This is a genomic window from Cupriavidus sp. 01L45 (assembly GCF_056399885.1).
In genome coordinates this window covers 158,284-179,033 of the sequence record NZ_JBFTSG010000004.1, presented here as the reverse complement: position 1 = coordinate 179,033, position 20,750 = coordinate 158,284, and the positions used below count along the sequence as shown (strand labels likewise).

General features: G+C 67.0%; 23 protein-coding genes and 1 pseudogene. 12 read left to right on the top strand and 12 right to left on the bottom strand.

Translation table 11 applies throughout. The features are described from left to right. Window positions 1–7 precede the first annotated feature (7 nt). The 6 genes from AC1DT6_RS04565 to AC1DT6_RS04540 form a co-directional block, all read right to left on the bottom strand. Window positions 8–385 (bottom strand): hypothetical protein, encoded by a 378-nt coding sequence (locus tag AC1DT6_RS04565; protein ID WP_441627844.1) that lies wholly within the window; start codon window positions 383–385, stop codon window positions 8–10. Window positions 386–555: 170 nt separating this feature from the next. Next, the gene (locus AC1DT6_RS04560) at window positions 556–924 is read right to left on the bottom strand and encodes a VOC family protein (RefSeq protein ID WP_441627842.1); all 369 of its coding nucleotides are present in this window, start codon (window positions 922–924) and stop codon (window positions 556–558) included. Window positions 925–972: 48 nt separating this feature from the next. After that, window positions 973–1,824: an S-formylglutathione hydrolase gene (gene fghA, locus AC1DT6_RS04555; RefSeq protein ID WP_441627840.1), complete on the bottom strand. Its 852-nt coding sequence runs from the start codon at window positions 1,822–1,824 to the stop codon at window positions 973–975. Between the two features lie 8 nt (window positions 1,825–1,832). Continuing rightward, a complete protein-coding gene (locus AC1DT6_RS04550; RefSeq protein WP_477114520.1) occupies window positions 1,833–2,939 on the bottom strand; it encodes an S-(hydroxymethyl)glutathione dehydrogenase/class III alcohol dehydrogenase in 1,107 nt (368 codons plus the stop codon). Window positions 2,940–3,306: 367 nt separating this feature from the next. After that, window positions 3,307–3,822: a hypothetical protein gene (locus AC1DT6_RS04545; protein WP_441627836.1), complete on the bottom strand. Its 516-nt coding sequence runs from the start codon at window positions 3,820–3,822 to the stop codon at window positions 3,307–3,309. A gap of 26 nt (window positions 3,823–3,848) precedes the next feature. Then, on the bottom strand, window positions 3,849–4,538 hold the full coding sequence (locus tag AC1DT6_RS04540) for a flagellar brake protein (RefSeq protein WP_441627834.1): 690 nt from the start codon (window positions 4,536–4,538) through the stop codon (window positions 3,849–3,851). Window positions 4,539–4,945: 407 nt separating this feature from the next. Between AC1DT6_RS04540 and AC1DT6_RS04535 the strand changes: the two genes are divergently transcribed. Further along, window positions 4,946–5,665: a flagellar brake protein gene (locus tag AC1DT6_RS04535; RefSeq protein WP_477111213.1), complete on the top strand. Its 720-nt coding sequence runs from the start codon at window positions 4,946–4,948 to the stop codon at window positions 5,663–5,665. A 203-nt stretch (window positions 5,666–5,868) separates the two neighbouring features. Here AC1DT6_RS04535 and AC1DT6_RS04530 read toward each other — a convergent pair whose 3' ends face one another. The 4 genes from AC1DT6_RS04530 to AC1DT6_RS04515 all read right to left on the bottom strand — a co-directional run bounded on the left by AC1DT6_RS04530 (window position 5,869) and on the right by AC1DT6_RS04515 (window position 9,016). Further along, window positions 5,869–6,219 (bottom strand): mechanosensitive ion channel protein MscS, encoded by a 351-nt coding sequence (locus tag AC1DT6_RS04530; RefSeq protein WP_441627830.1) that lies wholly within the window; start codon window positions 6,217–6,219, stop codon window positions 5,869–5,871. 131 nt (window positions 6,220–6,350) lie between these two features. Next, complete coding sequence (locus tag AC1DT6_RS04525; RefSeq protein WP_441627828.1) at window positions 6,351–6,620, bottom strand: hypothetical protein; 270 nt, start codon at window positions 6,618–6,620, stop codon at window positions 6,351–6,353. 124 nt (window positions 6,621–6,744) lie between these two features. Beyond that, a complete protein-coding gene (locus tag AC1DT6_RS04520) occupies window positions 6,745–8,094 on the bottom strand; it encodes an NTP/NDP exchange transporter (RefSeq protein ID WP_477111212.1) in 1,350 nt (449 codons plus the stop codon). Between the two features lie 7 nt (window positions 8,095–8,101). Then, window positions 8,102–9,016, bottom strand: a complete 915-nt coding sequence (locus tag AC1DT6_RS04515) for an aldo/keto reductase (protein ID WP_441627824.1) — start codon at window positions 9,014–9,016, stop codon at window positions 8,102–8,104. Window positions 9,017–9,166: 150 nt separating this feature from the next. Between AC1DT6_RS04515 and AC1DT6_RS04510 the strand changes: the two genes are divergently transcribed. The 7 genes from AC1DT6_RS04510 to AC1DT6_RS04480 all read left to right on the top strand — a co-directional run bounded on the left by AC1DT6_RS04510 (window position 9,167) and on the right by AC1DT6_RS04480 (window position 15,148). Further along, entirely contained in the window at window positions 9,167–9,634 is a 468-nt protein-coding gene (locus tag AC1DT6_RS04510) for a DUF3995 domain-containing protein (protein WP_441627822.1), read from the top strand. Between the two features lie 153 nt (window positions 9,635–9,787). After that, window positions 9,788–10,978: a 4-hydroxybenzoate 3-monooxygenase gene (gene pobA, locus AC1DT6_RS04505; RefSeq protein WP_441627820.1), complete on the top strand. Its 1,191-nt coding sequence runs from the start codon at window positions 9,788–9,790 to the stop codon at window positions 10,976–10,978. An 85-nt stretch (window positions 10,979–11,063) separates the two neighbouring features. Then, window positions 11,064–11,930 (top strand): branched-chain amino acid ABC transporter permease, encoded by an 867-nt coding sequence (locus tag AC1DT6_RS04500; protein ID WP_441627818.1) that lies wholly within the window; start codon window positions 11,064–11,066, stop codon window positions 11,928–11,930. Beyond that, window positions 11,927–12,952: a branched-chain amino acid ABC transporter permease gene (locus tag AC1DT6_RS04495; RefSeq protein ID WP_441627816.1), complete on the top strand. Its 1,026-nt coding sequence runs from the start codon at window positions 11,927–11,929 to the stop codon at window positions 12,950–12,952. Before AC1DT6_RS04500 ends, AC1DT6_RS04495 begins: the two co-directional genes overlap by 4 nt. Further along, complete coding sequence (locus AC1DT6_RS04490) at window positions 12,949–13,701, top strand: ABC transporter ATP-binding protein (protein ID WP_441627814.1); 753 nt, start codon at window positions 12,949–12,951, stop codon at window positions 13,699–13,701. Before AC1DT6_RS04495 ends, AC1DT6_RS04490 begins: the two co-directional genes overlap by 4 nt. After that, window positions 13,694–14,395: an ABC transporter ATP-binding protein gene (locus AC1DT6_RS04485; RefSeq protein ID WP_441627812.1), complete on the top strand. Its 702-nt coding sequence runs from the start codon at window positions 13,694–13,696 to the stop codon at window positions 14,393–14,395. Before AC1DT6_RS04490 ends, AC1DT6_RS04485 begins: the two co-directional genes overlap by 8 nt. Window positions 14,396–14,530: 135 nt before the next feature. Continuing rightward, a complete protein-coding gene (locus tag AC1DT6_RS04480; RefSeq protein WP_441627810.1) occupies window positions 14,531–15,148 on the top strand; it encodes a DUF6869 domain-containing protein in 618 nt (205 codons plus the stop codon). Here the strand turns inward: AC1DT6_RS04480 and AC1DT6_RS04475 are convergent. Together AC1DT6_RS04475 and AC1DT6_RS04470 are read right to left on the bottom strand one after the other, a co-directional pair. Further along, window positions 15,129–16,304 carry an ABC transporter substrate-binding protein gene (locus AC1DT6_RS04475; protein ID WP_477102100.1) on the bottom strand — a complete coding sequence of 392 codons (1,176 nt, stop codon included), beginning with the start codon at window positions 16,302–16,304 and terminating at the stop codon, window positions 15,129–15,131. The two genes, AC1DT6_RS04480 and AC1DT6_RS04475, sit on opposite strands and share 20 nt — an antisense overlap. A 198-nt stretch (window positions 16,305–16,502) precedes the next feature. Further along, window positions 16,503–18,047: a methyl-accepting chemotaxis protein gene (locus tag AC1DT6_RS04470; protein WP_441627806.1), complete on the bottom strand. Its 1,545-nt coding sequence runs from the start codon at window positions 18,045–18,047 to the stop codon at window positions 16,503–16,505. Between the two features lie 534 nt (window positions 18,048–18,581). Between AC1DT6_RS04470 and AC1DT6_RS04465 the strand changes: the two are divergent. The 4 genes and pseudogenes from AC1DT6_RS04465 to AC1DT6_RS04450 form a co-directional block, all read left to right on the top strand. Further along, window positions 18,582–18,818: pseudogene (locus tag AC1DT6_RS04465) on the top strand (nitroreductase family protein); the annotation flags it as partial. 85 nt (window positions 18,819–18,903) lie between these two features. Then, window positions 18,904–19,215 carry a nitroreductase family protein gene (locus tag AC1DT6_RS04460; protein WP_441627882.1) on the top strand — a complete coding sequence of 104 codons (312 nt, stop codon included), beginning with the start codon at window positions 18,904–18,906 and terminating at the stop codon, window positions 19,213–19,215. A 44-nt stretch (window positions 19,216–19,259) separates the two neighbouring features. Next, window positions 19,260–19,958 (top strand): dienelactone hydrolase family protein, encoded by a 699-nt coding sequence (locus AC1DT6_RS04455; protein ID WP_441627880.1) that lies wholly within the window; start codon window positions 19,260–19,262, stop codon window positions 19,956–19,958. After that, a complete protein-coding gene (locus AC1DT6_RS04450) occupies window positions 19,955–20,587 on the top strand; it encodes a phosphoribosyltransferase (protein WP_441627804.1) in 633 nt (210 codons plus the stop codon). The genes AC1DT6_RS04455 and AC1DT6_RS04450 overlap by 4 nt, the downstream gene beginning before the upstream one ends. Window positions 20,588–20,750: the final 163 nt, after the last annotated feature.

Here is a 20,750-nt window from a genome sequence, read left to right as displayed (position 1 = left end):
CGCGGCTTTACTGGTTGCCTGAAGCCGCCGCGGCCGCCTGCGTAGCGCCCGGCGCGTTGGCGTGCAGCCCCGTATCCTGGCTTGCTGGCGTATCGGCCGCAGTGCCGCCCGGGCCGTTCTGGGCGCTGTCCTGCGAGCGCTGGCGGCCCCGGCCGCGGCTGCCGCCACGTCCGCTGGCGCCGATCGGCGCGGCATGGTTCTGCTTCAGTTCCTGATTGATGCTGTCCACCGTGCGCGGCGCAGGCGTCATGCGCGCAAAGTTGCTCTGGATGGCGTTCATGGCTTCGTCGCCAGCCGCGGGTGAACCCTGCGCGAAGGCGGCGGGTGACAACAATAGCGTGGCCACCACGGGAATCAGGCGAAAAGCGCGGGCGCTGCGGGTCATGTTGAAGTCCTTCGGCTGGCCGCAAGCCGCGTTCGGATGACGCGGTGACAGCGATCCAGGACACTACCAGCGCGGCCCGCCGCAACGCAAGGCGTCGCACGGCGGATTCCGTTTCATCGGGCGCCGGCGTGTTTCAACGTATTACCAGGCGGCGCCGCCTGCACCGGCGCTTACTCCAGGTTCTGCCCGATACGCCACAACACCCCGGACGGATCGAGCAGCACGAAGTCGCGCATCTGCCAGGGCTGGTCCTGTGGCGGCACGAGCCTGACGCCGTAGCGCCCGCCGATATCCTGTGCATTGACCTTGTCCCACCAGGCCTGCACATCTTCCACCAGCAAATGCATCATCAGGTTTTCGGCCAGCTCTTTCACATAGAAGTTCTGCAGCATGAAGCAGCACTTTCCGTGATGCAGGTAGGCCAGGTTGTCGTCGCTCCATGGCATGACGAAACCCAGGTCCTGGTAAAACTGCCTGGATAGCGCGAAATCCCGGGCGGGCACAAAGGCCTTGAGTTCGATGGTGGTCAGGTTGCTCATGATGCCTTGTTCAGGCGGACGGGCGGGGTCCAGCCCGTCCGCACATGGTCAGAGTTGCGCTACGTGATGCCGGATATGGTTCTCGATGAAGGTCGAGATGAAGTAATAGCCGTGGTCGTAGCCCTCGTGCCGGCGCAGCAGCAGCGGCTGCCCGACGGCGGCGCAGGCGGCCTCGAAGGCTTCGGGGTAGAGCTGTTCGGCGAGGAATTTGTCGGCCAGGCCCTGGTCGACCAGGATGCCGCGTGGGAAGGGCGCGCTGGCCTGGCGCCGCATCAGCGCCGAGGCGTCGTACTGCTCCCAGCTTGCGCGGTCCTCGCCCAGATAGCCGTTAAAGGCCTTCTCGCCCCACGGACAGCGCATGGGCGCGGCGATGGGCGCGAAGGCCGACACCGAGCGGAAGCGGCCGGGATGGCGCTGCGCCAGCACCAGCGCACCATGCCCGCCCATCGAATGGCCGAAGATGCCGACACGCTGCGGATCGGCGGGCAGCGCGGTGGTGACGAGGTCGAACAACTCCTGCGCCACATAGCTTTCCATGCGCCAGTGCTGGCTCCAGGGCGCCTGCGTGGCGTCCAGGTAGAAACCCGCTCCCGCGCCGAAATCCCATGCCTGCGCCTCGCCGGCGATGCCGGTGTCGCGCGGACTGGTATCGGGCGCCACCAGGATCAGGCCATGCTCGGCGGCAACGCGCTGGGCGCCGGCCTTGATCATGAAGGTTTCCTCGGTGCAGGTCAGGCCGGCCAGGTAGAACAGCGCGGGCAGGCGCCGTTCGGGCTGGATCAATGCCTGCGCCGGCAGGAATACCGAGAACCGCATCGGCAGGCCGATGGTCGTCGAGGCGTGCCGATAGAAGCGCTGCACGCCGCCGAAGCAGCCGTGCTCTGAGAGTAGTTCGAGCATGGCGGGCCTCAGTACAGGACCACGGAGCGGATCGACTCGCCGCGCTTCATCAGGTCGAAGCCCTCGTTGATGCGCTCCAGCGGCAGGGTGTGGGTGATCAGGTCGTCGATATTGAGCTTGCCGTCCATGTACCAGTCGACGATCTTCGGCACATCGGTGCGGCCGCGCGCGCCGCCGAAGGCCGAGCCCTTCCATTCGCGGCCGGTGACCAGCTGGAACGGGCGGGTGGAGATCTCCGCGCCGGCCTCGGCCACGCCGATGATGATCGACTTGCCCCAGCCCTTGTGGCAGCACTCCAGCGCCTGGCGCATGACCTTGGTGTTGCCGATGCATTCGAAGGAATAGTCGGCGCCGCCATCGGTCAGCTGCACGATATGGTCCACCACGTTCTCCACCTCGTTCGGGTTGATGAAGTGGGTCATGCCGAACTTGCGGGCCATGGCCTCGCGGCCSGGGTTCAGGTCCACGCCGATGATCTTGTCMGCGCCSACCATCYTGGCCGCCTGGATCACGTTCAGGCCGATGCCGCCCAGGCCGAACACCACCACGTTGGCGCCGGCTTCCACCTTGGCGGTGAACAGCACCGCGCCCACGCCGGTGGTCACGCCGCAGCCGATGTAGCAAACCTTGTCGAAAGGGGCATCCGGACGGATCTTGGCCAGGGCGATCTCCGGCACCACGATGTGGTTGGCGAAGGTGGAGGTGCCCATGTAGTGGAAGATCGGCTTGCCGTCGATGGAGAAGCGCGAGGTGCCGTCGGGCATCAGGCCCTTGCCCTGCGTGGCGCGGATGGCCTGGCACAGGTTGGTCTTGCGCGACAGGCAGAACTTGCACTGGCGGCATTCCGGCGTGTACAGGGGGATCACATGGTCGCCGGGCCTGAGCGAGGTCACGCCGGGGCCCACGTCGGTAACGATGCCTGCGCCTTCGTGGCCCAGGATGGCCGGGAAGATGCCTTCAGGATCGGCGCCGGACAGCGTGTAGTAGTCGGTATGGCAGATGCCGGTGGCCTTGATCTCCACCAGCACTTCACCGGCGCGCGGGCCGTCCAGGTCGACTTCTTCCACGGTCAGCGGGGCACCGGCCTTCCAGGCGATGGCGGCTTTGGTCTTCATGATGTTGTCCTTGGTAGTGGTGGCAACTTGCGTGCCGGCCCGATGTCTGGGGACGCATACCAGTGCCGTGCGGGACGAGCCAGGCACGGCACCGTTGGTCAGCGACGACTATACGCCCACGCGGTTGGCCGCGGATGCCCGAGGCGGCGGATTTGGCCTCGGGCGCCCCTTGTTTGGCCGAAATCGTGGGTTGCGCGGGGCGGGACGGCTGACCGGGCGGCTGCAGTCCGGATGCCGGYTCGGCCAGGGTTTTGGCATCGGCCCGGAGAGATTCCGACTGGCCGACGCGGCCAGCGCAGGGTCGACCAGCGCGCGCTGCCGCCCCTTGCCTGGATCGGGGCAGGGTCAGGGCAGGGTCATGGCAGGGTCAGGGCATATCGAATTGATCCGATGGCTTGCTCTGATCCAGCTCCGGCAAACCTGCGGAATACATCACCGCCCAGTTGTCCGGACCTAGCCCTCCGTCACGGCAGGGTAAGCTGCCGACGCGCTTGCCGTCCTTCTCGACGACAAGCCCTTCCTTTTCCCAGCCCTTGCCGCTGCCGGCGTAGACCACATAGTCGTAGCCCCCGTTGGAGAACCGGAAGTAATCGGTGCCGCCACCTGAGTAAGCGGTGACGCCCCACCGGAAGTGCTTGCGCGGATCATCCGTGAGTTTCGGGTAAGCAAGCTCGACGGCCCCCTTTTTTCCAAAGCGGTACTGCACGTACCCTTTCGTTTTGGAAAGATCCGGCGAAGCGCAAAGCGATACAACCTTGTTGCCTTTGACCGTGCATGAGAACGCAACATTCTCGGCCGCCGCGCACAGCGATTCATGTGCCAGTGCGGTAAGCGAAAACATCGAAAGCAGCAGGGCGCCAACGACGCGATGCGGGTGGGACATGAATGACTCCAGTTGAATGACTCCGGTCAATCGAGCAGGGCGCCCTGCTCGAACGCGACAAATTCGCAGCCGTAGTGGTGTACCGCATCGCCGTCGGTATGCACCGACTGGTAACGTACCACGCGAACCCCCATCTCCAGGCTTGCCAGCGTGCCAAAGCGCAGCCTGCCTTTGGGCAGCAACGTCCCGACGGCCAGGGCATTCGTACCTGGTGTGCGCGAGCGCAGGCCCACCCCGGACGCCGAAAGATCGGCAATGTCCAGGATGAGTCCGGTGCCGTCAGGCAACTCGGCCTCGAATGTGTACTGGTAATCCAGCGTCTCCGCCCTGTAGTCCCGCCGCCGTTGCACCTGGGACAGTTTTTCCGGGAACGGCACCGAGAACGCGGCGGCGCCGGAGAACAGGGAGCGGGCCGGGGCGCCCAGGCAAAGCGTGAGCGACACATCATCCAGGACAGTCGAAAGTTCGCTTTGCGCGCAGGCCAGTACTGCCTCATTGTCAGGCTCGCTGACGTATCCCTGGAGCGTAAACGTGCGGGCTGGCCCATCCACGGACAGTACTTTCGTGTGCAGTGTGCGCCCGTCCGGCAAGCGCAAGTCGAGGCTGCGCTCCTGCATGGCCAGGATGTCCAGTATCGCGTGGATCTCACCCTCAAGGGCGTACTGGAACCCGTCCGATGACGGCGGGTTGGTCGAAGCGGAGTCAAGTCTATTCATGGATTGGAATGGCTGGTGAACGATCTGACGCGAGGCGTCGGCCCGGCGCGGAGTCAGGCCCAGGCTGGCAAGCGAAAGCGGAAAGAAATGTGACCGCGAAACGACTCCTAACGGCGGGAGCGATCAAATCTTTAGCCCGCCGGGGAAGGGCGGAATGGCGCCGAATGGAAAAGATGGGGAAGAGAGCGCTGGATTTCTCAAGAACCTGTCTGGCAATGCCGTTAGAGCGGTCGGCATGCAACGGAACATGCGATGCAACGAATATGCCCTCGAAGCTGGAAAGTCGCGAGAAACGTCCGATCGAATACCTTGAATGAGTTAGTCCCGATGAATCGTAGCGCTAGCGCCGCAGTGTTCCCGGACCAGTCTGCAATACCATCATGGCCTCGAACGCCTTAGGCGCGCCTTTGCCGCTCCCGTGGGCTGCTGGCAGCCATATCGAACGGCTCAGCGATCCGGGCCGGATACTTCAGATCCTGCAGGATCTGGCCCGCGTGCGTACCCGGCTCCATCTTCAACCTGTGCAGGAGTGGCGGGTTGCTTCGTGCTTTCTGTCCGTCGACCCATCCAGAGGCACCTGCGTGCTTGCCTGGTGCCGCAACGGCCTGGAACTGGAAGCGATCCTGAACGCCAGCGAACTGGCCGCCTCGGCATCGCTGGGCGATATCACGTTCCACTTCCGGTTCGCCACGCCGGCAGTCACCCGCTTCGACGGCGGACCGGCGTTTCTCGCTTCCTTGCCGGCCGGGATCTATATGGTTCCGCGCCGCAGGCATTTTCGCGTCCGCCTGCAGCAGGACAGGGACTTTCGCTGCCAGATCCTGTTAAGCGACGGCCAGCTTGTGGAAATGGAAGTCGCGGACCTGTCCGTATCCGGGGTGGGCTTGCGCTCCATGCGCATCGGACCGGGTCAGTTGCCGGTCGGGACCAGCATCGCGCAATGCTGCCTGGATCTTGGCGACCTGGGTGCGATGAAGCTTGCGCTGCAGGTGGTGCGGCATCGAAAGGCATGGCACGGCAACGAGGCGTACAACCATTTCGGCTGCCGCTTTGGCCAGATGGATGCGCAGAGCGGCAAGTGGCTGCAGCGCATGGTGTTTGCCCTGGAGCTGGCGGGCCGCCCGTGAGCAAGGCGCCCGGCAGGATCGCCATGCCGCCCGGAGACGGGCCAGCCTGCGCCGGTCCCCGCAACAACGGCGCCACTGCATCCGGCACCGCCATCTCGAAACGCAGTTCCGCACCAGGGAGCGCCTGGCTCGGCTTTTGCGCCAGCGGGCGCGCGAGGATGCCGGTGGTGCCATGGCCCGCCGGATCTGACGGGCCGTCGCGCTCAGTATCCTGGGTATCGAGGCTGCGGCGCTTCCTGATAGTAATAGGGCGCCGGCTGTGGCGCGCATGGCACATAAGCGCGATCGTAATCGCGATAGCAATATCCCGGCGGCGGCCCATAAGCCGGCCCATAAGCCGGCGCGGGCGGGGCGGCCATGACGACCGGCTGGCTGGCCACGGCGGTACCGACCACGGCCAGCCCGACGAGGGCGCCGATGGCCAGCGCGACAGCGCCGGCTGAGTCGCCGTCACCGTGGCCGCGTCCGCGTGCGGAGGCAGGACCCGCGGCCAGCAGCGCGGCGGTGAGCAGGCCTGCGCCGACGATGCGGGCGGCACGATTGGGTTTGCGCATGACTGACTCCTTGTGGCTGCATGTGAGGGCCAGCGACAGTGACAGCGGCTGGCCTTGCAGGCATCTTAGGGGTCAGGCGTCGCCGGAATCTGTCCACACGGTTAGCAGATGTAACGCTGGAGCCATGGCGATCAGGGCGCCGGACTCGGCGGCGACGGAGGTGGCGAAGCGTCGGGTACCGGGGCAGCCTGCGGCGCCGGGGCCTGCCTGTCAGGAGCCTTTTGCTTGTGCTTCCTGTGTTTCTTGTGCCGCGGCGGCTGTGGCGGCAGGGGCTTTTGCGTGGCGCGCTCGCCTTGCGGCGTTTGCGGCTCGGGCGGCGGCAGCGCGGCGCAGGCCATGCCACTGATGGCCAGGGCGGTAAGCAGGGCGGCTGCCTTGTACATCGAAATTCCGGACTTCATCAGGACTCCTCGAAAAATAATCCGTCACAATCGTCACAACTCTCGGCAAATGCGGGGGCTGAAGTGCAGGAAAACACCTGAACCGTGTATCGCATTTGCCTCCCGGCGTATCTGGCGAGCGTACTCAGGCACCGCCCCGGTCGCGAGGCGCCGCCGCCAGGCGGGCGGTGGACGCCGGCGATGCGGTCCCGTGCTGGCCTTCATGCTGGCGGCCAAGCCACCATCCCAGCCAGGCCCATCCCAATGCCAGCGCAGCCCCGGTGAGCGCCACCACGGCCGGGTGGCCGGATAGCCCGTCAATGGCGGTCTTGATCCAGGCGCTGACCGCATCGCCGGCGCGATAAACGGCGGTGTCGATCACGTTCTTGGCCTTGTATTTGGTTTCGGCATCCACCACCGTGAACAGCATCTCCCGGCCCGGCCGCAGCAATGCATATTCGCCCACCCGGCGCAGGATCATCACGCCGGCCAGCACGCCGAAGGCTGGCCATAGCGCCAGCACCAGGAAGCCCGCCGCCACCGCCAGCGGCACCGCGCTGAGCAGGGAAGTCACGCCATAGCGCCTGGCGACACGGCCCGAGAAGAACACCTGCACCACAATGGTCAGTGCCTGCACGATGGCGTCGATGGCGCTGAAGACCTGCGTCTGCTGCGTGCGGCTGGGAAAGGTCTGTGCCACCAGCCTGGCCTGCTCGAAGTAGAGAAAGGTGCTGGCGGTGGCCAGCAGGATCACGAACAGGCTGATGCCCAGCAGGTAGCGCGAACGCGCCACCAGCGTCAGGCCGGCCCAAAGCCCGCCGCCTATGGGCCGGGCCGGGTCCTGAGCCGGGACCGGATCGTCCGCCGCCGGCACACCGGCACCGGCGCGCCGGCGCCAGCCGAACAGGTAGCCCACGCCGGGCAGCGTGGCCGCCAGCAGCGCGGCGGACAGCAGCATCAGCCCGGTCAGGCCGATGCGCGGCACCAGCCAGCCGCCGAGCAACGGCCCGGCGAGTCCGCCCGCGCTGGCGCCGGCGGCCAGCAGGCCGAACAGGCGCCGCGCCTGGCCGGGACGGAATACATCGGCCATCAGGCTCCACGCCACCGACACCACGAACAGGTTGAACACCGACAGCCAGACGTAGAACACCCGCGCCAGCCAGATACTGTCTGGCGCGGCGCGCGTGGCCAAGGCAAAGCCCAGCAGGTTGGCGATAAAGAACGCATAGACCCACGGCACAAAGCGCCGGCGCGGCAGGCGCGCGCTGCACAGGCCATAGCAGGGAATCGCCACCAGCATGACCACGAAGGTGGCGGTGAACAGCCATTGCAGGTTCTGCACACCACCGGCGATACCCATGGTCTCGCGCACCGGACGCAGCATGAAGTAGCTGGCGAACAGGCAGAAGAAGAACAGGAAGCCGGCCGCCACCGCGCTGCCTTCGCCGGGCTGGATGCCGAGGCCGTGCCGGGCCGCTTGCGTGGTGCTGGCCATGACCGGCTCAGGCCAGCAGCGCGGCGATGCGCTCGCGCTGGCGGGCATCGGGCATGCGGCCCAGGCCCGCGCCGAGGTTGTCGCGCATGTTCCTGGGCTTCGACGTGGCGGGGATCGCCGCCGTCACGGCGGGATGGCTGACAATGAATTTCAGGAAGAGTTGGCCCCAGGAGTCGCAGTCGATCTCGCCGGCCCAGGGTGGCAGCGGGCGGTCCTTGACCGCGCGGAACAGCCGGCCGTCCTGGAACGGGCGATTGACCAGCACCGCCACGCCGCGCTCCTGGCACAGCGGCAGCAGCGTGCGTTCGGCATTGCGCTCGGCGACCGAGTAATTGAGCTGGACAAAATCCACGCGTTCGCTGCGCACGATCTGGGCCAGCGCCTCGTGCGCGTCCTCGCGGTAGTGGGTGATACCGGTATAGCGCGTCTTGCCGCGTTCCTTCAACTGGCGGATAAAGCGCAGGTTGTCGCGCCAGTCGATCAGGTTGTGCACCTGCAGCAGATCGACGGTTTCGCTACGCAGGTCGCGCAGCGACTGCGCCCACTGCGCCGGCGCGTTGGCGGCCGACGCCGAGATCTTGGTGGCCAGGAAGACCTTGGCGCGGGCGCTGGCATCCAGCAGCAGGTCGCCGGTAACGGCCTCGGCGCTGCCGTAGCTGGGCGCGGTGTCGATCACCGGGCCGGCCGTTTGCAGCAGCAGGGCCATGACCTCGGCCAGCGGCGCGCGCTCGCCGGGCCCGGTACCCACGTTGAAGGTATCGGCGGTGCCCATGCCGATCACCGGCAGCGTTTCGCGGCCGCCGGGCAGCGCACGGCGCAGGGGGGGCGGGGAGGGCGGGGCAGCGAGCGCGGCGACGGGCAAGGCCAGGCCGGCGGCAAGCAGCATGCTGCGGCACAGGAAGCTGCGTCGATCAGATGGCATGACGGTCTCCTTGCTGGTGGGCACGGATTCTGGCGGCCGGGATTCCCGGTGCTGCGGCATATCGTCACGGCTTCGCATCGCGCACTCCGGCTGGATTAAGCTGGATGCCCCGGTCCGGGGCATCTTCTCACAGATAGGAATCCTGCTGCCATGGTCGCTTTGGTCGCTCTTCTGCTGGTCTGCATCTACCTGTTGCTTGCCGGCGTGCATGTCTACTGGGCGTTGGGCGGCTCCCTGGCCAAGGATGCGGCGGTGCCCCGCATTCCGCGCAAGGTATCCCCAGGCGAAGGGGCTGCCGCGGTGCCTGCGATGGTTCCCGCTTTCACGCCTTCGCGCACCGGCACGCTGATGGTGGCCGTCGGGCTGGCGGTGGTGGCATCGATGGTGGCCGCGCGCGCCGGGCTGTTCGCCGCGCCATCCACGGGGCCGCTCCTGCAATGGGCCATCGGCCTGGTGGCGGTGGCCATGCTGGCGAGGGCGGTGGGCGATTTCCGCCTGGTTGGTTTCTTCAAGCGCATCACCGGCTCTCCGTTTGCGCGGCTGGACACGCGGGTCTATTCGCCCCTATGCGCAGTCCTGGCCGCCGGCCTGGCGTACGTGGCGATCCTGCCAGCCTGATCGTCCTTCCTGCTTCCGCCGGCGGCCCGCGCGGTATCGCCGGAACCCCCGATTGCAAATTGGGGGCGAGCGCCTGAAAATGCCCCTCATCCAAGACCGGGCGCCGCGGCCAGGGGCCGTGGCAAGAGGCTGAACGGGAGACGGGAGACCACGATGCGCACCCAGGTAGCGATCATCGGTGCCGGGCCGGCGGGCCTGCTGCTGGGGCATCTGCTGCGCCGCGCCGGCATCGATGCCGTGGTCATCGAGGACCGCAGCCGCCAGCACGTCGAGGCGCGCATCCGCGCCGGCGTGCTGGAGCAAGGCACCGTGGACCTGCTGGTGGCCTGCGGCGCGGGCGAGCGCCTGCAGCGCCAGGGCCTGCGCCACCACGGCATCGACCTGCTGTTCGGCGGACGCCGCCACCATATCGACCTGTCCGGGCCGACCGGGGGCCGTGCCATCACCGTGTACGGCCAGCACGAGGTGGTCAGGGACCTGATCGCCGCGCGCCTGGCGGATGGCGCGCCGTTGCTGTTCGAGGCCAGCGGCGTGGCGCTGCACGGCATCGATGGCAAGGCGCCCGGCGTCACGTTTGCACACGGGGGGCGGCGCCACACGCTGCATTGCGATTTCATCGCCGGATGCGATGGCTTTCGCGGCGTCTCGCGTGGAGCGATTCCAGCATCCGCGCTGCAGGTGTTCGAGCGGACCTATCCCTTTGCCTGGCTCGGCATCCTGGCCGAGGCCGCGCCAGCCGCGCGGGAGCTGATCTATGCCAGTCATGCGCGCGGCTTTGCCCTGTTCTCGATGCGTTCGCCGCAGATCACGCGGCTTTACCTGCAATGCCGTCCCGGCGAGGATCTCACCCTGTGGCCAGATGCGCGGATCTGGCAGGAGCTGCACGCCCGCCTGGAGACCGGCGACGGCTGGCGGCTCAACGAAGGCCCGGTGCTGCAAAAGGGCATCACGCCGATGCGCAGCCATGTGGTGGAGCCCATGCAATATGGCCGGCTGTTCCTGGCCGGCGACGCGGCGCATATCGTCCCGCCGACCGGCGCCAAGGGCATGAACCTGGCGGTGGCCGACGTGCGCACGCTGGCACGCGCGCTGGCGGCACACTATGGTGAACGCCGCGAAGACCTGCTGGCGGCGTACTCCGCCACCTGCCTGCGGCGGGTCTGGCGCGCCGAGCATTTCTCCTGGTGGATGACTTCGCTGCTGCATCGTTTCCCTGACCAGACCCCCTTTATGGCGCGGCTGCAGCGCGCCGAGCTGGAATACGTTGCCGCTTCACCGGCCGCGGCCGCGTCTCTCGCGGAAAACTACGTCGGGCTGCCCTTTGCCGCCTTCGAGGGCGAGTGAACCCCATCCATCCCTTTGGAAAGACAGGAGACTTCATGACTCAGCGCAGTGGACGGGCCTCATCGCAACGCGGGGAGGGCCGGCGATGATCGCCAGCTTCCTTGGCGTGCTGTTCGACGGGCTGGCCTACGGCTGCCTGCTGTTCCTGATCAGTGTCGGGCTCTCTGTCACCATGGGCCTGATGAATTTCGTCAACCTGGCCCACGGCGCATTCGCCATGTTCGGCGGCTACGTCGCGGTGGTGCTGATGAGCCGCGCCGGCGTTCCCTTCCTGGCGGCGCTGCCGCTGGCCTTCGCGGGTGCCGCGGTGGTGGGCTGGGGGCTGGAGCGCACCTTGTACCGGCGTCTCTACCGCGCCAGCCATCTCGACCAGGTCCTGTTTTCCATCGGGCTCACCTTCATGGCGATCGCCGCCGCGACCTACGTGTTCGGGCCCGGACAGCAGCCGGTGGAGCTGCCCGCTTTCCTGCGCGGGCAGGTGCGGCTTGGCAGGCTGGATCTTGGCGCCTATCGGCTGTTCCTGATCGGCGTGGTGGTGGCGATCACCGCCGCGCTGGGCTGGCTGGTGGCCCGTACGCGCTTTGGCGCGCAGGTGCGCGCGGCGGTGGACAACCAGCAGGCGGCGCGCGGTCTCGGTATCAATGTGGAGCGCGTATTCAGCCTGACCTTCGCGCTCGGTTCTGGACTGGCGGGCCTGGGTGGCGGGCTTGGCATCGATGTGCTGGGCCTCGATCCTTCCTTCCCGCTCAAGTACATGGTGTATTTCCTGCTGGTGGTGGCGGTGGGCGGCGCGGGCACCATCCGCGGGCCGCTGGTGGCGGCGCTGCTGCTGGGCGTGGCCGATGTGGCCGGCAAGTACTACGTGCCGGCGGTGGGCGCCTTCGTCATCTATGCGCTGATGGTGCTGTTGCTGGTGCTGTTCCCGGCCGGTCTCTACGGGAGGCGGGCATGAGCGCGCTGGACAAGGTATCCGATGTGGCCAGCGCGGGTGGCGGCGTACTGCGCCCGCGCCTGCCGGACGGACGCTGGCGAGCCGGCGAGATCGTGTTCTGGCTGCTGCCGGTGGCGGCCTGGTTCCTGTTGCCCGGCTACCTGATACTCGGCAGCCAGGTGCTGATTACCGGCCTGTTCGCGCTGTCGCTGGATTTGTTGCTGGGGTACGCGGGCATCGTCTCGCTCGGGCATGCGGCGTTCTTCGGGCTGGGCGCCTACACCGCCGGCCTGCTGGCCGCGCATGGCTGGGGCGAGCCGTTGTCGGGTCTGCTTGCGGCGGGCGCGGTGGCCGGCGTGGCGGGCTGGCTGGCGAGTTTCCTGGTGGTGCGCGGCGGCGACCTGACCCGGCTCATGGTCACGCTGGGCATCGGGCTGATGCTGTTCGAGGCGGCCAACAAAGCGGCCTTCCTCACCGGTGGCGTGGACGGGCTGGCGGGCGTCACCATGTCGCCGCTGCTCGGGTTGTTCGAGTTCGATCTGTTCGGCAAGACCGCCTACCTCTACAGCCTGGTGGTTGTCTTCGTCCTGTTTGCGCTGGTGCGCAGGCTGGTGGACTCCCCCTTTGGACTGTCGCTGCGGGGCATGCGCGAAGGGGCGCGCCGCATGCCCGCGCTGGGCGTCAACGTGCCGCGCCGGCTCGGCGCGGTATTTGCCGTGGCGGCGGCGCTGGCCGGCGTGGCCGGCGGGCTGCTGGCGCAGACCACGCAGTTCGTCGGCATGGACGTGCTGGGCTTTCCGCGCTCGGCGGAGTTGCTGGTGATGCTGGTGCTGGGCGGCGCGGGCAGGCTGTACGGCGCCCTGGTTGGCGCGGCGGTCTTCATGATCGCGCAGGATGTGCTGGCGGGCATCAATCCGGTCTACTGGCAGTTCTGGATCGGCCTGTTGCTGGTGGTGACCGTGCTGTTCGCGCGCGGCGGCGTGATGGGCGCCGTTGACGCCTTGCGCGGCATGCGCCGCAAGCCGGACGGAGACCAGCCATGACGGCCATCTTGCGCACGGAAGGGCTGTCCAGGTCCTGGGGCGGGTTTGCCGCCAACAGCGAGATCTCGCTGCGTTTCCCGCCGGGCGCGCGCCATGCCCTGATCGGGCCGAACGGCGCCGGCAAGACCACCTTCATCAACCTGCTGACCGGCGCCTTGCCGCCCAGCAGCGGCACCATCTGGCTCGGCGACGAGGACATCACGCATCTGCCGCAGCACGCGCGGGTGCGGCGCGGCATGACGCGCACCTTCCAGATCAACACCTTGTTCCCTGGGCTGACCGTGCTGGAATCCGTGGTGCTTGCGGTGGCCGAACGCAGCGGCGCTACACGTATCTGGCATCGCACCGTGGCATCGCAGAGACCGCTGGCCGACGAGGCCATGGCGGTGCTGACCAGCCTGCGCCTCGACCGCGATGCCGATACCGAGACGCGCAACCTGCCTTATGGCAAGCAACGCCTGCTCGAAATCGCACTGGCGCTGGCCACCCGGTCCGCCATCCTGCTGCTGGACGAGCCCGCGGCCGGCATCCCGGCCGGCGAGAGCGCCGAGCTGTTTGGCGTCATTGCCGGCTTGCCGCGCGACATCACCATCCTGTTTATCGAGCACGACATGGACCTGGTATTCCGCTTTGCCGAGCGCATTACCGTGCTGGTCGGCGGCCGTGTGCTCACCGAAGGCACGCCGGCGGAGATCGGCGCCGATCCCCGCGTCAGGGAGGTGTACCTCGGGGAGGCCGCGCATGACTGAATTGCTGCGGGCAGAAGGGGTGTGCGCGGGCTACGGCGAGGCCGTGGTGATCGACGGGATCGACCTGACGCTCCGCGCCGGTGAGAGCCTGGCCCTGCTGGGCCGCAACGGCGTGGGCAAGAGCACGCTGCTGTTGACCCTGATGGGCCTGACGCGGCTGCGGCGCGGCAGCCTGCACTGGCAAGGGCGCGACCTGTCGCGGCTGGCAGCCCACCAGCGTGCCGCCGCCGGGCTGGGATGGGTCCCGCAGGAGCGCTGCATGTTCCCGTCGCTGACGGTGGAGGAGCACCTGACGGCGGTGGCGCGGCCGGGCTTCTGGAACGTCGCGCGGGTCTATGAGATCTTCCCGCGATTGCAGGAGCGCCGGGGCAATCTGGGCAACCAGTTGTCGGGTGGCGAGCAGCAGATGCTGGCAATTGGCCGGGCGTTAATGGTAAACCCGGTACTGCTATTACTGGACGAACCGATGGAAGGTTTGGCACCTATTATTGTTCAGGAATTGCAGAACGTGATCCGCCGCTTGATAGACGAAGGCGGCATGGCTGTGATTGTGGTGGAGCAGCACGCGCGCCTGGCGCTTGGCATGACCCGGCGCGCGATGGTGCTCGACCGGGGCAAGGTGGTACATGCTTCGACCAGCACGGAGTTGCTGGCGGACAAGGTCACGCTGGACAGGTTGCTGACGGTCGCCTGAGCCAGGCCACGGCATGGTCAACCGGGGGCTGGCGTTGGTTGGCGGCCGTTGATGAACCACGCCGGCACGGGCGGCAAAGCCGTGGCCGGCAATCGGGCTATGCCCATGTTTGCAGACGGGTAGTGACGGGGGACTATGGAAACCCATGAGCAGAAGCGGCTGGTCAGCGCCTATATCAAGCGTTACAGCCGGTACGACCCGGCCATCGGTCGGCACGAGGTACGCTCATTCTGGGTCTGGCAGGCCTGCGACTGGCTGTGCGTCAACGATCCCGAAGGGCTGTGGCGGCTGGTGCTGGAGGTCCTTGCCCATACGGAGAGTCCCCGCGTGCTGGGCGCGCTCGCCGCAGGCGAACTCGAAGACCTGATCGAATACCACGGCCCGGCGTTTATCGAGCGCATCGAGCGGCAGGCCGGGCGCGACCCGCGCTTCCGCCGCCTGCTGTGCGGCGTCTGGCGCAGTTCCACGCCCCAGGTCTGGGCGCGTATCCTGGCCGCCAGCGATGGCAATTTCAATGAAGTGCCGCAGCGCGCGATGTGGATGTGCTACGACCTGCAGGGCATCGGGCTGCCGGACGGGCCGGCGCCTGGCGGCGCCACGGCGGACCTTGCGCAGACGCAGCGTGCACCCGAGAAAGTGCCTGCCCGCATCGAGAAACCGCAGTCTCCCCGCCAGGAGCGCCAGGGCGCGCAGGGCACCATCACCACTAAGCCACCGCGCCCCGGCGCGCGGGCTACTTCCCCGGATCCTTGACGTTGTCGAACTTGTCGAACTCCACGTTGTAGAGTTCGCCACCGACCTTCTCCACGCGCCGGATATAGACCGTCTGCACCACGTCGCGGGTGTCCGGGTCGATCAGGATCGGGCCCCGCGGGCTGGCGATCTTCATGCCTTTGAGCGCTGCCAGCATCTTGTCCCCGTCAGTCGCGCCGCCGGTCTTTTTCAGCGCTTCGTAGATCGCGCGCATGCCGTCGTAGGCGGCTACCGCCATGAAATTAGGCCGGCCGGCGCCAGGGTTGGCTTCGGCGAACGCCTTCAGGAAGACCTTGTTTTCCGGCGAATCGTGGGCCATCGAATAGTGGAAGGACGTGATCACGCCCAGCGTGGCGTCACCCATGGCCGGCAGCACGTGGTCGTCGGTAAGGTCGCCGGTGGCGATCACGCGGATGCCCGCCTCGGCCAGGCCGCGCTCGCGAAAGCCCTTCATGAACGCCACGCCTTGCTCGCCCGCGGGCAGGAAGAGGAAGACCGCCTCGGGTCTGGCATCCTTGATGCGCTGGATAAACGGGGCGAACTCCGGGTTGCGCAGCGGCACCCGGATGGATTCGATCACCTGGCCGCCACCGCCGATGAAATTGGTCTTGAACGCGGTTTCCGCATCGATGCCCGGCGCATAGTCCGCAACCAGCGTCACCACCTTGCGGACCTTGTTCTTGATGGCCCACGTGGCCATCGGCGCCGAGATCTGCGGCAAGGTCATCGAAACCCGCGCGATATAGCCCGACTTGGTGGTCACCGAAGACGACGCAGCGTTGAAGATCACCATTGCCTTCTTCGCCTGCTCGGCCACCGGCGCCACCGCCAGCGCCTCCGGCGTGAGACCGAAGCCGGCCAGCACATCGACCTTGTCGCGCACCACCAGTTCTTGCGCCAGGCGCTTGGCCACATCGGGCGCGGGGCCGGTGGTGTCCTTGCTGATGATCTGCACCTTGCGGCCCGCCACGGTGTCGCCGTTGAGCTTCTGGAACGCCTTGATGCCACCCTCCATCTGCTTGCCGTAGTCGGCGAAGCTGCCCGAAAAGGGCGCGATCAGCCCGATCTTGACGGGGTCGGCGGCGTGGGCGAGCGTTGGCGCCACGGCAAGCACGCTGCACGCCGCAAGGGCGCGCAGCAAGGGGGCAAAGGTCATCGATGGTCTCCTGGTTGGGTGCGCCCTGATCCCGGCGCCAGGCCGGGCGCGTGCCGGCGCGGGCACTGGCTGTGGAGTTTAGGGGGATGGGGGATTTGGTGCAATCGGGGAGGGCCGCGCATTCATGGCGGCCGTCTCGGTCCGGCGTTGGCCAGCGGAACCTCGCGCAGAGGCGCCGGCTAACGCCGGTTGTCCGCGTCAGGCAGCAACAAGGCGGAACGAGGAAACCGCTTGCTGCAGGCGCTGGGCCTGCTCTTCCAGCGATCCCGCTGCGGCTGCGGCTTGTTCCACCAGCGCGGCGTTTTGCTGCGTCACCGTGTCCATCTGGGTGACCGCCTGGTTGACCTGCTCGATGCCGGCGCTCTGCTCGGCCGAGGCCGCGCTGATCTCGCCCATGATGTCGGTTACGCGCTTGACCGCGCCCACGATCTCTTCCATGGTGTGGCCGGCTTGCCCCACCAGTTGCGAGCCCTTTTCCACGCGCTCGGCGGAATCTCCGATCAGTGTCTTGATCTCCTTGGCGGCTGTCGCGCTACGCTGGGCAAGGCTGCGCACCTCACCGGCCACCACCGCGAAGCCACGGCCTTGTTCGCCGGCGCGGGCGGCTTCCACAGCGGCATTCAGTGCGAGGATGTTGGTCTGGAAGGCGATGCCTTCGATCACGGCGATGATATCGACCACCTTTCTGGACGCGCCGTTGATCTCATCCATGGTGTCGACCACCTGGCCGACCACTTCGCCTCCCCTGACCGCGATTTCGGAAGCATTGACCGCCAGCGAGCTGGCTTGCTTTGCGTTGTCGGCGTTCTGCCGGACGATGCTGGTCAGTTCCTCCATGCTGGAAGCGGTCTGTTGCAAGGACGACGCCTGTTCCTCGGTCCGCTGGGACAGGTCGGTGTTGCCAGCGGCAATCTGGCTCGTGCCGGAGGCAATGGACTCCGTGCCCGTGCGTACCTGGGTGACGATGCGCAGGATATTGCCGTTCATCTCGTTCAGCGCTTGCAGCAACTGGCCGGTCTCGTCCTTGCTATCCGCGTCGATGCGGCTGGTCAGGTCGCCGGCCGCCACTTTCCGGGCGAAGCCAACGGCACGATGGAGCGGCCGCGTGATGCCCATGGTCAGCCACAGCGAAAATGCCACGCCGATCGCCAGCACCAGCAGGCCAAGCACGATCAGGCGGTTCCGCGTGGTTTCATAAATCCCGTTGATGTGCTGCGCGGTCGCATCGATGCTGGTGCGCTGGATATCGAGCAGCTTCTGGATTTCGGCGAGATAGGCGTTGCCGGCAGGCACGAACTCGGCTTCCAGCACCCGGTTGGCTTCGTCCGTGCTGCCTTCTTCCTTGAGCTTGGTGATCTTGTCGCGGGAGTCGTTATAGGGCTTGCGCACGGTCTGGATCGTCTGGAATGCCGCCTTTTCCGCTTCCGAGGAGAGCATCGGCTCGATCTTGTCCCGCAATGCGGCGATGGCTTCGACGGAGCCCTTCGTCTCCGCGGCAAAGAACGCGCCGAGGCCCGGGTCCGCGCTCCGCGCCACCGCGGTCGTGCGCCGCACGCTCGTGTGCATCAGGCGATACCAGTCGCTGACGACGCGCTCCTTGGCCAGCGGCTGCTGCATCATGTCGTGCGTGCGTTGAGCGACTTCCTGCAAGCCCATGACGCTGAACACCGTCATGAACGTTGACAGCAGCAGCACCACGCCGAAGCCAATACCGAGACGTACCCCAATTCCAAGATTTTTCATTTCTTCTACCTGAATGGAAATAACAATGGTGGCGAAATACTGGCGCCTTGGGCGCCCATTCGCTCTTTTGTCTGCCGCACCGTGCTATCACGAACGCACCTGTAGGCAATGGTGAATAACGGCGGGCGGGAGACAGACTTGAGTGCCGATCATGCCGGCGGGATCGGGGAGGCACGGGCTGGATCGAAACGCTGTGCCGCCAGGCAGAATGCCTTGTCCGCATTTCCGCAAGCCCTGCGGGCGGGTGGCCCGGCGTTGGCAGGCGTAATTGCCGGGCGACGTCACAACGCTTGATCCAGCGCAAATCAAACACCTGACGCCATCGCAAAATTGAGTAAAAGCGCATCGGCGCGCTCGGGATGCCACGATGTCGGCACTGCCCCTGGAGCAACTCAACACGCGGGCCGTCTTGCTGGATAGGCCCGACGGCCAAGCGCTGCCTGCCGCGCCAGCGCAGGCAAGCGCACACGTTTTCATTGTCATCGGGCCTGAGCGCAGCCATCCTGCGCCGCCCGATGATGCCTGGAGATCAGCATGACCCATCCCATCGTGACATCCGACGCCGTGCCGGAGTATGTCGAACTGCTCGCTCCGCAGATGGAAGGCGGCATGCCGCTGATGCAGGCGCTGCGCATGCGGCACTCCACCCGGGCCTTCACCAGTGAGCCGCTGGCGCCGGAGTTGCTCTCCAGCCTGCTATGGGCGGCATACGGCATCAGCGAACCGGAAACGGGCCGGCGTACCGCCCCGTCGGCGCGCAACTGGCAGGAAATCGAACTGTACCTCGCGCTCGCCGATGGCCTCTATGTGCTGGAACCAGCGGCCTGGCGCCTGCGCCTGGTTAGCGGGGGGGGACGTGCGCGCAACCACCGGGCTGCAGGACTACGTGGTGCAGGCGCCGCTGGACCTGGTGTTTGTTGCTCGCCTGTCCAGGATGGACGAGCAGGCAAAACCGGTGCGCCAGTTCTACATGGGGCTGGACACCGGATACATCAGCCAGAACGTGTACCTGTTCTGTGCTTCCGCCGGGCTGGCGACGGTGGCGCGCGGCCTGCTGGACAGGCGCGCCATGGCGGGCGCGATGCGTCTCGATGCGGACCAGCGCGTGGTGCTGGCGCAAAGCGTCGGCTTTGCCTCGGCGAACGGGGCGGCCGGGCATCCGGCATGACGATCTGCAACGAGCGTCTGCGAGCCGGCTATCTATTGGAGCGCATGATGAGCACAACCTCGCAGCAGCAAATCGACATCGATCTGAGCGGTGTGGTGCTGCCCGGCGACCTGGTCTGTCCGCCGCTTGCTACCGGCCTGGTGCTGTTCGCGCATGGCAGCGGCAGTTCGCGGCTCAGTCCCCGCAACCGCTATGTCGCCGGCCATCTCAACCACGCCGGCATTGCCACCCTGTTGACCGACCTTCTGCTTGCCGAGGAAGACGTCGGGCTGGCGCGGCGTTTCGATATTGGCCTGCTGGCCGCGCGCCTGGAGGGTATCACCCGCGCCGTTCGCGGCATGGCGCAGCTTGGGCGACTGCGGCTGGGGTACTTCGGCGCAAGTACTGGTGCTGCGGCTGCAATCCGGGCCGCCGCGATGACTGGTGGCGGCTATCGGATCGACGCCGTGGTTTCGCGCGGCGGCCGCCCGGATCTGGCGGGCCATGACGCCCTCGCGGCGTTGTCCGCGCCGACCTTGCTGATCGTCGGCGGCGCGGATACCGAGGTGCTGCACCTGAATGAGCGTGCCTACGCATGGATGTCCTGCGAGAAGCACTTCGAGATCGTTGCCGGCGCGACCCATCTGTTCGAGGAACCGGGCGCACTGGAAGTGGCGGCACGGCTGGCTGCCGGGTGGTTCGCCACACACCTGGCAGGGCGGCGGGGCGCGGACCCGGCAACCGGTGAACAGGAGACATCATGATGTTCCAGGACAGGACCGAAGCCGCCACGCGGCTGGCGCAAGCGCTTTCGAATTACCGCGGCACGCATCCCGTGGTGCTGGCCGTTCCACGCGGGGCGGTACCGATGGGCAGGATCCTGGCCGACCAGCTTGGCGGCGAACTCGATGTGGTGCTGGTCAGGAAACTGGGTGCGCCATTCCAGCGTGAACTGGCAGTGGGTGCGGTGGATGAGAGCGGCTGGGTTTATGTCACGCCCTTCGCCGAACAGACTGGCGCCGATCCGGCCTATATCGCAGAGGCGCGCAGAGAGCAGCTGGAACTGCTGCGCCGGCGGCGTGCGCTCTACACGCCCGGGCGCACCGCAACTCCGCTGGGCGGCCGCACGGTCATTGTGCTGGATGACGGCCTGGCCACCGGTGCCACCATGATTGCCGCGCTGCACGCGGTGCGGCAGCAGCAGCCTGCGAGGCTGATCTGCGCCGTGCCCGTGGCCGCTCCGGATTCCCTGGCCCTGGTGGAGGACTATGCGGATGAAGTGGTCTGCCTGGCCGCGCCCGCTAATTTTCGTGCGGTTGGCGCGCATTACAGGGAGTTTCCGCAGATCGACGACGCCGAGGTGGTCGCCTGCCTGGCGGAGGGTGGGGGATGAATGTACCAGCCGCATCGGCGGCGGCCTGTGCGCTGAAAACCGCATTGCTGCAACGTGCTGCCGCAAAGGCCGGCGCCGTGCGTTGGGGCCTTCGGAGGTATGCGGCGGCGCGGCAACTATCGGGCGGTCGACGTGCGTCAACGCTGGGTATCAGGCGCCGCCA